Raw genomic sequence first — 14,886 nt, forward strand, 5'->3', positions numbered from 1 at the left:
CTACATCTCGGGAACTCGGGTGGGAGCGGGCCGTTTCAGCTCTTGGTGCAGAGAATTTCATACTGATTCGCGCTTCCGGCATGTATTAGTCGCAAATTTCTTGGGTAGACTCGTTAGCGAAATGGCTCAGGGGGTAGCATGAAAAAGAATCCAAGGGTGGATGTCATGCCTCTACAAGGCTATCGGGGGACGGTGGCCAAGAATGCGACGAGGCCGGCGAAGCCGAAGGGTGTCTTGGACCCCGATGCTGCCAATTGCGTCTACTGTCGACTAGCCGTGGGTGAAGGCGGGGTGGACGCTGAATCGCGAGAAGCTTCATTCGATGACTTATGCGCGTGGCATAAAGCGCGCGTGCTCTCCGGTTCTTGAAGATCCCGCATGAGAACCTTCCTCGCTGCGTGCATCGCACCTAGCGCATCGCCTCTGCTCACCGCCATATTCGCGTGGATCGTGTTGCATGTAGGCGCTGAAAGCGATGAGCTTGCCCGATGGGTTCGATTTGACGATCTGTGGCCGCTATTTCTGGGCGAGTTCGTTCTCGTGCTCGTTATTACCTGGTGCGCTGGTTATCCCATTTTTTCAATGGCTCGGTCCAGGAATGCAGTGTCGGCGTTGGGGCTATGCATTGCTGGCACTGTAACGGGTGCAACGATCTTTTTTCTGGTCGCGTTGATCGCCTCCCTGGCTTCGACGCTTTCTTGGGCTGTTCTGTTTGCAGCCGCAATTGGCGGCATCAAGGGCGCGGCTGTTGCGGTAACGTTCTCCTGGCTCGCTGGCATCCCAAGTGTCGCATCTCATTCGATGCTGCTGCAGCGCGATGTTGCGAAATCGGATGTATAGGCGGATGAATCTGGGGCGGGAGTTCATCACTCTGGAAGTGGGACTCAGTGTTACCGGACTCGAACGATAGACGCCTTGATGCCGCTCGCCAAAGCGCATCAGTCGGATAGTTTCCGCACCCATACCTGATAATCATGCTCGAGGATCTCCAGCTTGTGCGCATTGGCTGCCAGGAAGGTGTCGATGGCTGGCTTAGGTGTGCCGTACTCGTTGTAGTCCGGATCGTTCCACAGATAGTCGTCGAAGCCGATGATGCCGCCTACGCGAATGCGGCGATAAGTCAGAACGGCGTCTTCCAGTACGTCGCAGGTGGAGTGGCTGCCGTCGATGTATGCAAAGTCGAACAAGTGGGGTGATAGCTGTACCAGGACGTCGCGTGAGTAGCCGATCTTGACGTCTACTTTGTGGCTTTGTCCTGTTGCCATGAGGTTGCCGGCAAGATTTGGCTGCTCTTCGATATCAATGCAAGTGAGCTGGGACTCCGGGTGCGTTAGGATGTTTTCAAGCAGCCACGCGGCTGACCGCCCTTCGAGTGTTCCCACCTCAAGGCCGCGCGTTTTTTTTCCGACAAATTGCGCGAGGCATCGCTCGAACACCGGGATGCGATGCGTGAACCAGTCGTACTTAAAGTCAAATGCCATGGCAGATTCTAACCCCCGACTATTAGGTCACATTGTGGTCACCGCGTAGCTCTCCTTTCCAAGTGCTTCACGGAGGCTATACCTGGCCTTCATTCACGTTTAACGCATTTTCCTATTACATCGTAACGACTGATTAGAGGGTCATATAATGCGTTATACAGGCATTTATTGACCACCGAGATCAAGTAAGGATAAGTCATTTTTTAAGTTGACATAAGGAGTGATTTGGCTATGAGGCTTGTCCTGATCAGTGACGGTTGCCCACACGATATCAGCTTGTTTTCAGGGACTCTTTACTTTATGTACAAGGCTTTAAGGATGGAGTTTGAAGTTGTCTTTGAGGGTTGGGGGTTGACTGGTGATGAATTAAACGAAAAGTTGTCTGGTAGTAATGTCGAGGCGGACTACATTTTATGTGCCTCCGGTTCTGGGGTCATCCCGAAATACAACTACCATATACCCATAGTGTTTTGGCATGATAGTACATGGCATACCTATCAGCATGCCTATATTGACGAAGCTAGATTCTCTAATTTTAAACTGGAGGATAGGGAGCACTATCTTTGGGATATGGCTGTTCTTTCTAAGTGCGATATTTTAGTGTATTCGTCGGATTATGTTGCAGATGCCTGTGTGAAGGATTATGGGGTTGATCGGTCGAAAGTTAAAGTGATTCCATTTGGGGCAAACATTTTCGAACCTCCGTCCGCGGATAATCTTGAGAAGATCTTGTCAGAAAGAATAAGCAGCGACACCTTGAAGCTGATGTTTCTTGGTATGGATTTCTGGAGGAAGGGCGCGCTTAGCGCAATTCGTCTTACGGAAAAATTGAACTCGATGGGGATCAAATCCATATTGAATGTTGTTGGGTGCAAGGTTGAAAGTGATTATGAGGGAGTGCCCAATGTTATTAATTGGGGTCGACTCAACAAGAATGATGAGCGTGACCTGGATATTTTGCTCGGGATATTTCGTGACAGCCATTTTCTTGTTCATCCTGCCGTTTCAGAACCGTTTGGAATAGCGCTTTGCGAAGCAAATTCCTACGGTATGCCGGTTATAGGGACGGATGTGGAAGGGCTGAAGACAATCGTCAAACATGGCGAAAACGGATATTTGTTCAGCAGGGAGGATTATGTTGAAAAGACATCTGGCCTTATAAGGTCAATTTATGATGATTTTTCAAAAAACTACACGACACTTTTTTATAATTCGTTATCTGAATTCAACTCAAGGCTGAATTGGACGTCGAGCGCAAAGCGGCTCAAGGAGGTATTGAGAGAGCATGCGCTAGTTAGCAGGCCTTGATGAGTCAGTGCTGGCGCCGTCTCTTTCATGCAGTTGCGTCGCGACTGACGTCGCTCCTACAAGGGTTTAGGTGCGTAGGTATCATTCATGCGTCGCTCCGTTGCTGCTCCATGTCTGGCGTCATGACAATCGCAGGTTTCGGTCTGGCGGATAGCACGGCCATGAGCAGCGATGCCTGGTACGGCACGGACTGCGCCAGCAGCATGGCTATCCAGCAGGCGTTATCCAATGAGCGAAGGTCATGCGTTATGCCAATGGCAATTGCGCCGCTCCATAGCAGCAACAAGATAGTGAGCTCTTCGCGCGCTTCGACCAGGGCATGCCAGAGTCTGGGGCGTTCGATGTTTTTTGGCGTACGGGTGAAGGGGATGCGTCGGGTGACGAGACCGAAGAACACGGCCTTGGCGATCGTGTGGTAGACGGCACTGCCCGCGGTAACGGATCGGATGGCGTCCTTGAACTTGTCCTCCGGTAGACGACGTCTCAGGTGCATCATCTTGCTGGCCCGACTGAGCAATACCATGATGGGTGTCAGTGTAAATATCCAGGGTAATGCTGCTACTTGTGAAGTAGCTAGCATGGCCAGCGACCAGAGCAGGGTGAAGATGGTCCAGAAGAGGTTCATGCTTTCGAACACCCAGGGAAGCCAGCCCACAACGAAGTGATAACGTTGGCGGATGTTGAGCTTCGTGCCGCGCCCCAGCAGCAGGCTGCGCGCATGTTGCTTGATGATTTGCATGGCGCCATATGCCCAGCGGTAGCGTTGCTTTTTGAACGCGGCAAAGGAATCGGGAATCAAGCCCTTGCCGTAGCTGCGATGCACGTAGGCGGTCGCATGCCCGTGCTCCACGACGCGCAAGCCGAACTCGGCGTCTTCGCAGATACAGCTTTCATCCCAGCGAAGGTGCGCCAGCACCTCGCGGCGAATCATGGTCATCGTGCCATGCTGGATGATCGCGTTGTGGTCGTTGCGCAGGATCATTCCCACGTTGAAGAAACCCTGGTACTCGGAAAAGCAGAAGTCCTTGAATGAACTCTCCTCGCTGTCACGATAATCCTGGGGTGCCTGGATGACTGCGATTGTCGGGTCGATGAAATGCGGTACGAGGTGCTTGAGCCACTGGCGGTCCACGATGTAGTCGGAGTCGATGATGGCCACGACATGTACGTCGATTCCCGTACGATCGAGCAGATAATTCAGGGCGCCGCTCTTGTAGCCTTCCAGTGGTGCGACGTGAAAGAAATGAAAGCGCGGGCCCAGCGTTGCCACATGGGCCTGGATGGGCTGCCAGATGGCTGGATCGACGGTATTGTTGTCGATCACCATCACTTCGTAATCCCTGTAGTCCAGATGGGCCAGCGCATTGAGTGTCTGCTTGACCATCTCCGGGGGCTCGTTATAGCAAGGCACGTGGATGCATACCTTGGGGAAATGGCCGATGGGCGCCCGCCATGGCAGAAACATGCGTCGTCGCTCCGGTGTCCAGGCCTGCTCAGCCAATTCGTGCATCTCGGTGATCAAGCCGAGAAATAGCTGAAGTACCCAGGTAAGGCTCAGGGCCGCCCCAAACACGCTGCCATATTGATCAGTGCGCGCATAGCCGAATGCAATCAAGGCGCAAGCGGCGAGGATCGCCACCGCGCCGAGCATGAACCATTCTGCGGCCGATAATCGCGAACCATCGATAAGCTTGTAGAACAGGCCGCGCCATTGCAGTTTGATAACGACCGGGCCGGTGAACGCGAATTTCGGTTGGCGTTTCGCATCGAAGACACCCCAGTGCTGGCCTATTTCCCCTTCTTCGGTTTTCCAGCGCTGATCGAATGCTTCCATGACGAAGTAGCTGCGTCCGACGCGATTAAGCTGCTCGACCAGCATACGAATATGCACCGCCTGATGACCGGGGGCGGTAATACTGCCGTTACCGGGATGGCGGCCTTGGCTGGGCCATCCCACCTCGCCAAGCACCACCGGCTTGCCCGGGTATAGGCGTTCGAGGTGCACGATGCGATCGAGGACAAGATGGAGGCTATCGTTATAGAGAGCCGATTCCCAATAGGGCAGAATATGAGTCGAGATCATGTCGACATGCTTGGCCAGGATCGGGTGCTCTTCCCATATATGCCACTGTTCGGAGGCGGAGATGGGTACATCGACGGAGGTACGGATTCGGACGATATAGGCAATGAGCTGTTCTTCGGTAACATCGTGCCGGAAAAGAGTTTCGTTGCCGACCAGGACGCCTTTGACGTTCGGTGAGCTGCGAATGACCTCAATCGCGCGTTCTACTTCACGGTCATTGATTGCCAGATCCGTGCCGATCCATACGCCCAGAATGACCTCCATGCCGAATTCGGCGGCTAGCATCGGAATATCGGCTTGACTGCCATCGACTGAATAAGTGCGGACACGATTGCTTAATTGGCTGATGATGGCCAGGTCCTGGCGTATTTCATCAAGCGAGGGGTAACTCTTTTCCGGCGCCTGCCCAGGGCGGAAAGGCGTGTATGCGAAGCCATGGATTTTGTCCGGAGCCCGCAATTCCGGAGGGTAATGCCGTGTATGGAGGTAACGTATATAGGCGAGGGCGACGGAGGCGGCTAGAACTGAGACCAACGTAAAAACGAGGCCATGCAATAGCATATCCATAGCTCCGTGGCGTCGGAACGGTGAGGGTGCTAATGAGTTGTCTTCCGATTTTGCTATCTAAAACATTAAGTCGCGGTGATTTTTTATGTGTCCAGCCAGCGCCGGGTTAATGATCGGGCCGATTAATGGCAATAATGGCCGGTTGGTCCATCGCGCCAGCAATGGACGGTTATGTCCGCAGCGGTAGTTATTTATAGGGGTGTCGACTTGGCTGGATTAAAGGTCGCCGTATAACGCCTGTAGCGCGGCGAGTGCGGCAAGTCCGGCCGTTTCGGTGCGCAGGATGCGCGGCCCTAGCACCAGCCCGCGAAAGCCGGCTCCATTCAGCGCGCTCACATCCCGTTCGCCCAGGCCGCCTTCCGGGCCGACGACAAGCACGCCGCCGGTGGGTGAAAACCTGAGCTGGTTTGCCTTGACGCTGCCCTCGGGCAGTAGAGCCAGGCGGACCATGTCATCGGCAGGGAGTTCTCGCACCCAGGCTTCCAAGGGCTGTGGCGCCGTGATCTCCGGCAAACGCGCACGGCCGCTCTGTTCGCATGCGCTGGCAGCGACCGCTTGCCAATGGGCCACACGCTTTTCTGTGCGGGACGCGTCCAGTTTCACTTCCGAACGTTCGGTGAGGAGGGGAACAATCCGCGCCACGCCGAGCTCGGTCGCCTTCTGCACGATCAGGTCCATCTTTTCACCGCGTGCCACGCCTTGGGCCAGGGTGAGCCGCAGAGGGGACTCGTTTTGCAATGGCTGTTGAGCCTGTACCTGGACGATGACCTCACGCTTGCCGACGCTGGCAATCTGCGAGGGGTAGTCGCTGCCGTCGCCGTTGAACAGAGTGATCGGGTCACCGGCGGTCAGGCGAAGGACGCGGGCGACGTGTTCGCTGGCCTGGCTGGGCAGGGCCAGCTCGGTACCGCTGCTCAGGGGCTGGTCGACATGAATGCGAATGGTGCGCATGGAGCGAAATCGTGTGGAAAAACGCAAGGATAGCGGATGGCGTGCGGCGGCGAACCTGAAGCGTCGGTGGCGCTTGGTGAACCGAAACCTTGCCCCAACGTTATATACGCAGGAGCATCCACTCGTCCCCACGTTTCAGGTGCGCCCAGGAGGTGCCTTGTCATGTCCAAGCTTTCCCTTGTTTCCTTCGCGCTGGCCGCTGTGCTGAGCGCGGGCGCGGCGTACGCCCAGGCCGCCGATCCTGCTGTGCAGGCCCCTTCAACGGACAAACAGGTCGTCAAGCCGGGAGATCGCAATTGCATTCGCGATACCGGTAGTTTGATCAAGGCCAAGCAGGGCAAGTGTTTGCCGGTGGCTGGCCGTAGTTATGGTCAGGAAGATATTCGCCAGACCGGCGAGACGCAGCTTGGGCCGGCGCTGCAGAAGCTGGATCCGAGTATTACGGTGCGTGGGCGGTAGGTCAGGGTTCGGCGAGCACCCGGCGCCCCCTCACCCCGGCCCTCTCCCCCGGCAGAGCCAGGGGAGAGGGAGCGAGGTTTTTGAAGCGTTCTAGCGCACTGCTTTTTCAATGCCCGCAGTGGCAACGTCAACAAGAAAATCAATCTCGCTCTCCGTTACGACATACGGCGGCATGAAGTAAACAACGTTGCCCAATGGGCGCAACAACGCGCCATGTTCCAATCCATGCAGATAAACCCTAAGCCCACGGCGTTCGTCTGCAGGGAAAGGCGCGCGCGTGAGTTTGTCTCGCACCAGTTCCACCGCAGCAATCATGCCGGTCTGCCGCACATCGGCGACATGCGGATGATCGCGCAACGGCGCCAGACGTTGGGCCAGATGGGCGGCCAAATCGCGGTTACGCGCCAGCACCGGCTCGTCGCGGAATATCTGCAGCGTAGCCAGTGCGGCACGGCAGGCAAGCGGATTACCGGTATAGCTGTGCGAGTGCAAAAACGCCTTGCCCGCGCTGTACTCGGCATAGAACGCTTCGTAGACAGCGTTATGGGTGAGTACGGCCGAAAGCGGCAGGAAGCCGCCAGTCAGCCCTTTGGACAGGCACATGAAGTCGGGCGTGACACTCGCCTGCTCGCAGGCAAATAACGGCCCCGTGCGACCAAAGCCAACAGCGATTTCATCGGCAATGAAATGCACATGGAACTCGTCGCACAACGAACGCAGGCCACTCAGGTAGCGTGGGTGATACATCCGCATGCCACCGGCACATTGCACCAGCGGCTCGACAATGACCGCACACGTTTCATGTGCATGTTGCTCAAGCAAGTTACGCAATTCACTCAGGCGACGTTCCGCGGTCTGCTCGGCGCTTTCACCCGGCTCGCCTTCGTAGGCATCGGGAGAGGGCGCAAGAAACGGGGTGAGCAACAACGGGGCGTATGTCTTGCGATAAAGCGCCACATCGCTGACCGAGAGCGCTCCCAATGTCTCGCCGTGGTAGCTGCCGCTCAGCGCGATAAAGCGCGTCTTTTCACCGTGGCCCAGATTGAGCCAATAATGAAAACTCATCTTCAGGGCGACTTCGATCGCGGCCGAGCCATTGTCAGCCAGGAACACCTTGTCCAACCCCGGCGGCGTAATGCGCACCAGCTCCTCGGCCAACTCGATCGCCGGCTCATGGGTAAAGCCGGCAAAGATCACGTGTTCCAGCGTATCGAGCTGGGTTTTCAGGGCGGCGGCGATGCGTGGGTTGGCGTGGCCGAAGATATTGGTCCACCAGGAGCTGATGCCATCCAGGTAACGGCGGCCATCGGCATCGATCAGCCAAGCGCCTTCGCCGCGCACGATGGGTAGCATCGGCACGGTCTGGTGGTCGTGCATTTGGGTGCAAGGGTGCCAAAGATGACGAAGATCGCGCTCGGCGAGCGCGGCATTGCTGAGGAGAGGACTGGTCATCCGGTTATGATCGGGGGTAGCCGTGCGGCGGCTCAAGTCCTGCCGCAGTTGTCATTTTCAAGGAGCTCCCTGGTTTGAAGCCATTGCGTGCGTTGCTGGTCGTCCTGGTGCTGGTGGTACTGGTCGTCGTGGGTCTGGGTTGGTTTCTGCCGGCCCGCTGGGTGCAGCCGCAGATCGAGGCGCGCCTGCACGGGCTGCGCCTGGACGGGGTAACTGGTTCGATCTGGGATGGGCATGCCGACCAGGTGCTGGCTGCCGATGGGCACAGCATCGGTAGCCTCAATTGGCAGCTGTCTCGTCTGACCCTGCTCGGTCACACCGCCGCAAATGTCGATCTCAAGGGCAAGGTCTGGACGTTCCGCGGCCATATGGAGCGCCTTAGCGAGACCACCACGCATTGGGAAGACGTTCACGCGCGCTTCGATCTGACTGAGGCCGGCCTGCATGCCTTCGCATGGGGGCAGCCTCAGGGCGTGCTGGAGGTCGATATCACCAGTGCGCTGATCCAGGCGCAATGGCCGATCAGCCTGAGCGGCACCGGGCAGTGGGAAAACGCCGCCATGGCCACGTCGCAAGGCACATTGCCACTCGGTACCCTGCACTGGGAAGCGCAGGTCAATAACGCGGTGTTGAAAGGATCGTTTGGCGATGTACGAGACCCGGAGGGTCCGCTGCAGCTGTCGGGCAGTTTCGGCGTCAGCGCGCTGGGTTGGCGTTACGGCCTGGAGGCGCAGCCGCGCGGGCATCAGCCGGCCCTGCAGCGCTGGCTGGCCTCGTTGGGGCCGGTGGGGTCCGATGGCACGCTGCATCTGGAACAAAGTGGCGGGTTCGCCAAGTGGGCAAAGGGAAAATCATGAGCACGACGGATTACTCGACCGCCCTCGACGCGGCACGCCAGGCCGCGTCCGCAGCCGCGGATATCCTGCTGCATTACTGGCGCAAAGGCGTGTCGGTGGAATGGAAAAGCGACGCCACGCCCGTCACGGTAGCCGACCGCGAAGCCGAGCTGGCGATTCGTGACATCTTGCGCACCGCCTTGCCCCAGGCCGATATCTACGGTGAAGAGTTCGGCCGTGAAGGCGACACACAGGAATGGCTCTGGCTGGTCGATCCGCTCGACGGCACCAAGAGCTTCGTGCGGCGTACGCCGTTTTTCTCCACCCAGATCGCGCTGATGCACAAGGGCGAGCTGGTGCTGGGCGTGTCCAGCGCGCCGGTATATGGCGAGACGATGTGGGCCAGCACCGGTGGCGGGAGCTGGTTCGAGGGCGAGCGCGTCCAGGTCGCCGAGACGGCCGAGCTGGCCAAGGCCTCGATTTCCTTCGGCAACATCAAGTCGCTGACGGCGGATGGACGCTGGAACGTATTGGGTAGCCTAGTGGCCGAGGCCAACCGCATTCGCGGCTATGGCGATTTCTGCCACTACCATCTGCTCGCCCGCGGCGGACTGGATCTGGTGATCGAGTCGGATGTGAATATTCTCGACGTCGCGGCGCTGGCGGTGATCGTGCGCGAAGCCGGCGGCGTGTTTACCGATCTGGAAGGGCAGGCGCTGAATCTGGATACGCGCAGTGTCCTGGCCGGCACGGCCGCGATGCATGCTCTTTCGTTGCAACGATTACGTCATGTCACTCAGGGAGTTTGAATAATGGGAAGTATGGGGAGTTTTCCGGCCTTTGCCGGGTTGCTGCTGGGCAATAGCCCGGCGATTGCCGCGTCCTTTGCCGGCATTATCGTCGCGGCCATCGGCTGGCAACGGGCACCTCGTGCCGCGATGTTGCTGATGATTGCCAGCGTGGTGAATCTGCTGCTGGCCTTCGTCAACGTATGGCTTTACGGCGTCTATGTGCCGCAGCTGCCCTCCGAGACGCGCTACGCCTCCCTGCAGATGATTGGCGTATGGAGCGCGGTGGCCGGCGTGCTGCATGCCGTGGCCTATGCCCTGCTGATCTGGGCCGTCTTTGCCGGGCGCCCGCCGGTGATGCCGCGAGCCCGGGCCTGAGGCGGGTTACAATCGCCCGATGCGCAAACCACCGATCATCCATGCCACCCGCGACGTGCACGGCAGCAGCTTCCTGCACGTCGAGCAACTGGATCTGGAATTCTCCAACGGCGAACGCCGCACCTACGAGCGCCTGAAGGGCAGCGGCACAGGCGCGGTGATCATCGTGCCGATGCAGGACGATGAAACCGTGCTGCTGGTACGCGAGTACGGCGCCGGCGTCGGTCGCTACGAGCTATGCCTGCCGAAAGGGCGGCTCGATCATGGCGAAACCGCGCTGGAAGGTGCCGATCGCGAGCTCAAGGAAGAGATTGGTTTTGGCGCACGCAAGTTGACCCCGCTACATAGCCTGTCCCTGTCGCCGTCGTATATGACGCACATGGCGCATGTGGTGCTGGCGCAGGATCTCTACCCGGAGCGCCTGCAAGGCGACGAACCGGAAGAGCTCGAAGTGGTGCCGTGGAAGATGTCCGAACTGCACCACCTGGTCGCACGCGACGATGTCACCGAAGGGCGTTCCATCGCCGCCCTGTTCATGGCGCGCGAGTTCCTCGCCGGCCGCTTTCGTCCCACGTGAGCGCTGAACTTTCCCCCTTGCTGCAACGCGTGGGCGACATCGCCCGCGCGGCCGGCGAAGCCATCCTCACGGTTTATCGCAGCGACTTCGACGTGGTGCAGAAATCCGATCGCTCGCCGGTCACGGCGGCCGATCTGGCCGCGCAGGAAGTGATCGTGGCTGGCCTGGACGATCTGGAACCGCGACTGCCGGTGGTGTCCGAAGAGGCACATGCAGCCGCCTGGAGCGAACGAAAGGAGTGGACGCGCTATTGGCTGGTCGATCCGCTCGATGGCACGCGCGAGTTCGTCAAGCGCAACGGCGAGTTCACGGTCAACATCGCGCTGATCGACAACCATGAATCCGTGCTTGGCGTGGTGCTGGCGCCGGTAACCGGCGAGCTTTACGTCGCACGGCGCGGCGAAGGTGCCTGGTTGCAGAAAACACCGGGCGGTGCCTGGCAGCGCATCGGTACACGCGACCTGGCGCAGCCGCCGACCGTGGCCGGCAGCCGTTCGCATGGTGCTAGTGTGGTATCGATGTTGCAGGCCTTGCTGGGTGACGAGTACACCTCGCATCCGCTGGGATCGTCGTTGAAGTTCTGCGTGATTGCCCGTGGTGAAGCGGACGTCTATTTGCGTCGCGGGCCCACCAGCGAGTGGGACACCGCTGCGGCGCAGTGCGTGCTGGAAGAAGCCGGCGGCGCGGTGCTGGATTTGCGTGGCGAGCCTTTTCGCTACAACCGCGGGGAGTCGCTGCTCAATCCGGAATTCATTGCCGTGGGCGATACGAGTATCGATTGGCGCGGGCGCTTGCTGGCATTGGATTTGTGATCGTTACGGCTGGTCGTGACTGAAGTCGCTCCTACAAACTAGCCGGGCACTGCTAGCTTGTAGGAGCGACTTCAGTCGCGACCATTCAAAGCAAGGCATTCACAAAATTTGGCTCGTTTTCGAGGTTTTCGGACTATGTCGCGTCACACCCTGAACGATCTTCTCGACATCATGACGCGCCTGCGCGACCCCGAGCGGGGTTGCCCTTGGGACGTGAAACAAAACTTTGCCACCATCGCGCCCTATACGATCGAAGAGGCCTACGAAGTAGCCGATGCGATCGACCGGCAGGACTGGCACGACCTTCGCGATGAACTCGGCGATCTTCTTCTGCAGGTCGTTTTTCATGCGCAGATGGCCAAGGAGGCAGGGCTGTTCGACTTCGACGATGTGGCGCACGCGATCAGCGACAAGATGCTGCGTCGGCATCCACACGTGTTTGGCGATGCCAGCTACGACGATATCGAGGCGCAGAAACAGGGTTGGGAAGACATCAAGCGTGCCGAACGCGCCGCCAAGGGTGACGGCGTCGACGACACCAGCGTGCTGGCCGGCGTGTCGCATGGACTGCCGGAATGGAAGCGCGCCACGAAGCTGCAGCAACGCGCGGCCAAAGTCGGGTTCGACTGGCCGAACGCAGCGCCGGTGCTGGACAAGCTGGCCGAGGAACTGGACGAAGTGCGTGCCGAGTTCGCCGATGGCGCGGATGTTGGGCGGCTGCAGGACGAAATCGGTGACGTGTTATTCGTCACGGCGAATCTGGCCCGCCATGCCGGGGTCGATTTTTCGCAGGCGATGCGGCATGCCAATGCCAAGTTCGAGCGTCGGTTTCGGCGGATGGAGGCGTTGGCGGAGAGTGAAGGCCGGCCCCTGGCCGAGCGTGATCTGGCTGGGCAAGAGGCGCTGTGGCAGCGGGTGAAGGTGCTGGAGCGCTCTTAAAGCCGGGCCATGACTGCTGGCGGTTGACGGTTCCTGGGCGCGGACGCAACCTTTTTCCCACGGGTTGCATCTGAGTCTTCGAACCGTTCACTTAAAGGAACCTCTCCATGCGTCGCTTGATTCTTGCCGCCTTGCTGGTGGCCCCATTGGCCGCCCACGCGCACGACGACTGCAAATACCAGGCGCCCCGCGCGATGAAGCTGGACTTGTCCGGCGTGCGGGAGGTGCAGCTCGAGGTCAATAGCTACGACCTGCATGTCACCGGCAGCGACAGCGCTACCGTCGGCGATCTCAATGGCCGTGCCTGCGCATCCGACCAGAAGCTGCTGGAGGATCTCACGGTCACCCAGCATCGCGAAGGCGATCGCCTGATCGTCGAGCTCGGTGGACACCATACGACCATCAATTTTTTCGGTAGCACCTATACGGACCTGGACATCAATCTCCAGTTGCCGGCGAAGATGCCCGTATCGATCAATGTGGGTTCCGGCGATGGTTGGGTGAGCGGCGTGCACACGGTCAAGGGACGCGTGGGTTCGGGTGACCTGCACCTCACCGACATCGACGACACCTTTATCGGCGGCGTGGGTTCGGGTGATATCGATGGGCGCAATATCGGGCGTATCGAGCTGGGCTCGGTTGGTTCGGGCGACGCGAAATTCCATGACATCAAGGGTGATGTCAAAGTCGGCAGCATCGGCTCCGGCGATGTGACACTGGTCGGTGTCGGCGGCAGCGTGCGGGCCGATACGCTCGGTTCGGGCGACCTGACCGTGCGCAATGTGCGCGGCGATTTCAGCCTGGGTGCGAAGGGTAGCGGCGACGTGCACAAGTCCGATATCTCGGGCAAGGTGAGCGTACCGCACGATGATGACGATGATTGAGTTATTAGAGCCCCCCTCACCCTAACCCTCTCCCCCGGCAAAGCCAGGGGAGAGGGGACTGACTGAGGCAAGTCTTCAACACCGCGCGTTTTTGCTCCCTCTCTCCTGGCTCTGCCGGGGGAGAGGGCTGGGGTGAGGGGGCGCTCTTAATGCAGCGCCGTCCAGACCAGATAAACCACCGGTGCGCACACCAATAAAAACGGTATCGACACCTTGTGAAACAGCCCCATCGCATGAGGCTGTTTTGCCAGGCGCAGGGCGATCAGGTTGGCCAGCGAGCCGATCACCAGACCAAAGCCGCCGACGTTGACGGCAACCGCGAGCGCCATGGCATCCGAGGCATGGTTCAGCAGCAACACCGTCGAGGGCACGTTGCTGATGAGCTGCGAGGCGACGATGCCGCCGATATAGAGATTCAGCGGTTTGTCGAGGCTGAGCCGATCAAGACCCATTTGCACAAACGGCAGTTCGGCCAGGTGACCCAGGCCGAGAAAGATCACCGCGAACGTCGCCAGCAGCAGCCAGTCCAGGCGCTTGAAAGTCTGGCGCTCGATCAGAAACGGCAGGATCACCAGGCCTGCGCCGAGCAGGGCTTCGCCGTGCTCCATCATCATCACCATCATCGATAGCGCAACGATCGACAACAGCCCCAGTGTCGAGCTGACAGGCTGCTCTTCGGCCAGGTGCGTATGCAACTCGATGCGCTCGCGCGGCAGCCAGAACCAGGTAAGCAGGGCGACCATGACGAACATGGTGGCGGCGACCGGGAACATGACGCGTACGAAGGTCAGAAAGGGCAGGTGTTCGTACTGCCATAGCAGCAGGTTTTGTGGGTTGCCGATCGGGCTTAGCGTGGAGCCTGCGTTCACCGCTAACGCTTCGAGTATCACCATGCGCAGAATCGGCAGGTTCGACATGCCGCCGATGGCGACGGTCAGCGGCACCAGCAGGAACAGGCTGACGTCGTTGGTCAGCACCATCGACAGAATTGCCGTGGCCGAGACCAGGAGCAGGCCCAGGCCGCGCAGTGAATGTACGCGCTCGACCAGCGAAGCGGCGATGCGCTGCACCCAGCCGCTATCACGAATCCCTTGGATGGCGAGCATCAGGCCGAACAGTCCCGCCAAGGTTGGCAGGCGCAGCCAGCGCTGGTGCTCATGCAGCGAACGTGGATCGGCGATGGCCAATACGAGCGTGAGCGCCGCAAACAGGATGAGCAGCCATTCCTGTTTGAGGCGTTGAATGAAGAGCGAGGTGGTTGCCATAAGCGCTAAGGTAGCAGCCCGGCCCTACCTATTTCGTCATTCCGGCGAAGGCCGGAAGCGCTTTTCAACAGCGAAGCTGGTCATCCATTCCTCAACGTGTCGCTCG

15 protein-coding genes are annotated in these 14,886 nt (G+C 59.0%); 10 read left to right on the top strand and 5 right to left on the bottom strand.

The window, feature by feature from the left end; translation table 11 throughout:
• Nucleotides 1–378 precede the first annotated feature (378 nt).
• Entirely contained in the window at nucleotides 379–840 is a 462-nt protein-coding gene (locus QMG46_RS09340) for a hypothetical protein (RefSeq protein ID WP_281852238.1), read from the top strand.
• A gap of 98 nt (nucleotides 841–938) precedes the next feature.
• Here the strand turns inward: QMG46_RS09340 and QMG46_RS09345 are convergent, their stop codons facing one another.
• A complete protein-coding gene (locus tag QMG46_RS09345) occupies nucleotides 939–1,481 on the bottom strand; it encodes a class I SAM-dependent methyltransferase (protein ID WP_281852239.1) in 543 nt (180 codons plus the stop codon).
• Between the two features lie 231 nt (nucleotides 1,482–1,712).
• On the opposite strand from QMG46_RS09345, the gene QMG46_RS09350 reads away from it, so the two are divergent.
• Nucleotides 1,713–2,789: a glycosyltransferase family 4 protein gene (locus QMG46_RS09350; RefSeq protein ID WP_281852240.1), complete on the top strand. Its 1,077-nt coding sequence runs from the start codon at nucleotides 1,713–1,715 to the stop codon at nucleotides 2,787–2,789.
• A gap of 85 nt (nucleotides 2,790–2,874) precedes the next feature.
• Here QMG46_RS09350 and QMG46_RS09355 read toward each other — a convergent pair whose 3' ends face one another.
• Nucleotides 2,875–5,433, bottom strand: coding sequence for a glycosyltransferase family 2 protein (locus QMG46_RS09355; RefSeq protein WP_281852241.1), 2,559 nt, complete (start codon nucleotides 5,431–5,433; stop codon nucleotides 2,875–2,877).
• A 222-nt stretch (nucleotides 5,434–5,655) separates the two neighbouring features.
• Nucleotides 5,656–6,390 carry a 16S rRNA (uracil(1498)-N(3))-methyltransferase gene (locus QMG46_RS09360; RefSeq protein ID WP_281852242.1) on the bottom strand — a complete coding sequence of 245 codons (735 nt, stop codon included), beginning with the start codon at nucleotides 6,388–6,390 and terminating at the stop codon, nucleotides 5,656–5,658.
• A gap of 162 nt (nucleotides 6,391–6,552) precedes the next feature.
• Between QMG46_RS09360 and QMG46_RS09365 the strand changes: the two genes are divergently transcribed.
• A complete protein-coding gene (locus QMG46_RS09365) occupies nucleotides 6,553–6,849 on the top strand; it encodes a hypothetical protein (protein ID WP_281852243.1) in 297 nt (98 codons plus the stop codon).
• Nucleotides 6,850–6,939: 90 nt separating this feature from the next.
• Here the strand turns inward: QMG46_RS09365 and QMG46_RS09370 are convergent, their stop codons facing one another.
• The gene (locus QMG46_RS09370; RefSeq protein ID WP_281852244.1) at nucleotides 6,940–8,301 is read right to left on the bottom strand and encodes an adenosylmethionine--8-amino-7-oxononanoate transaminase; all 1,362 of its coding nucleotides are present in this window, start codon (nucleotides 8,299–8,301) and stop codon (nucleotides 6,940–6,942) included.
• Between the two features lie 74 nt (nucleotides 8,302–8,375).
• On the opposite strand from QMG46_RS09370, the gene gspN reads away from it, so the two are divergent.
• The 7 genes from gspN (at nucleotide 8,376) to QMG46_RS09405 (ending at nucleotide 13,515) form a co-directional block, all read left to right on the top strand.
• Nucleotides 8,376–9,158 (top strand): type II secretion system protein N, encoded by a 783-nt coding sequence (gene gspN, locus QMG46_RS09375; protein WP_281852245.1) that lies wholly within the window; start codon nucleotides 8,376–8,378, stop codon nucleotides 9,156–9,158.
• A complete protein-coding gene (locus QMG46_RS09380) occupies nucleotides 9,155–9,946 on the top strand; it encodes an inositol monophosphatase family protein (protein ID WP_281852246.1) in 792 nt (263 codons plus the stop codon). Before gspN ends, QMG46_RS09380 begins: the two co-directional genes overlap by 4 nt.
• Nucleotides 9,947–9,949: 3 nt before the next feature.
• Nucleotides 9,950–10,303: a hypothetical protein gene (locus QMG46_RS09385; RefSeq protein WP_281852247.1), complete on the top strand. Its 354-nt coding sequence runs from the start codon at nucleotides 9,950–9,952 to the stop codon at nucleotides 10,301–10,303.
• Nucleotides 10,304–10,322: 19 nt separating this feature from the next.
• The gene (nudE, locus tag QMG46_RS09390; RefSeq protein ID WP_281852248.1) at nucleotides 10,323–10,880 is read left to right on the top strand and encodes an ADP compounds hydrolase NudE; all 558 of its coding nucleotides are present in this window, start codon (nucleotides 10,323–10,325) and stop codon (nucleotides 10,878–10,880) included.
• Nucleotides 10,877–11,692, top strand: coding sequence for a 3'(2'),5'-bisphosphate nucleotidase CysQ (gene cysQ, locus QMG46_RS09395; protein ID WP_281852249.1), 816 nt, complete (start codon nucleotides 10,877–10,879; stop codon nucleotides 11,690–11,692). Before nudE ends, cysQ begins: the two co-directional genes overlap by 4 nt.
• A gap of 135 nt (nucleotides 11,693–11,827) precedes the next feature.
• Nucleotides 11,828–12,631 carry a nucleoside triphosphate pyrophosphohydrolase gene (gene mazG, locus QMG46_RS09400; protein WP_281852250.1) on the top strand — a complete coding sequence of 268 codons (804 nt, stop codon included), beginning with the start codon at nucleotides 11,828–11,830 and terminating at the stop codon, nucleotides 12,629–12,631.
• A gap of 107 nt (nucleotides 12,632–12,738) precedes the next feature.
• Nucleotides 12,739–13,515: a DUF4097 family beta strand repeat-containing protein gene (locus QMG46_RS09405; RefSeq protein WP_281852251.1), complete on the top strand. Its 777-nt coding sequence runs from the start codon at nucleotides 12,739–12,741 to the stop codon at nucleotides 13,513–13,515.
• 146 nt (nucleotides 13,516–13,661) lie between these two features.
• Here QMG46_RS09405 and QMG46_RS09410 read toward each other — a convergent pair whose 3' ends face one another.
• Nucleotides 13,662–14,780, bottom strand: coding sequence for an SLC13 family permease (locus tag QMG46_RS09410; RefSeq protein ID WP_281852252.1), 1,119 nt, complete (start codon nucleotides 14,778–14,780; stop codon nucleotides 13,662–13,664).
• Nucleotides 14,781–14,886: the final 106 nt, after the last annotated feature.

The sequence above is a fragment of the Dyella sp. GSA-30 genome, from assembly GCF_027924605.1.
Lineage (GTDB): Bacteria > Pseudomonadota > Gammaproteobacteria > Xanthomonadales > Rhodanobacteraceae > GSA-30.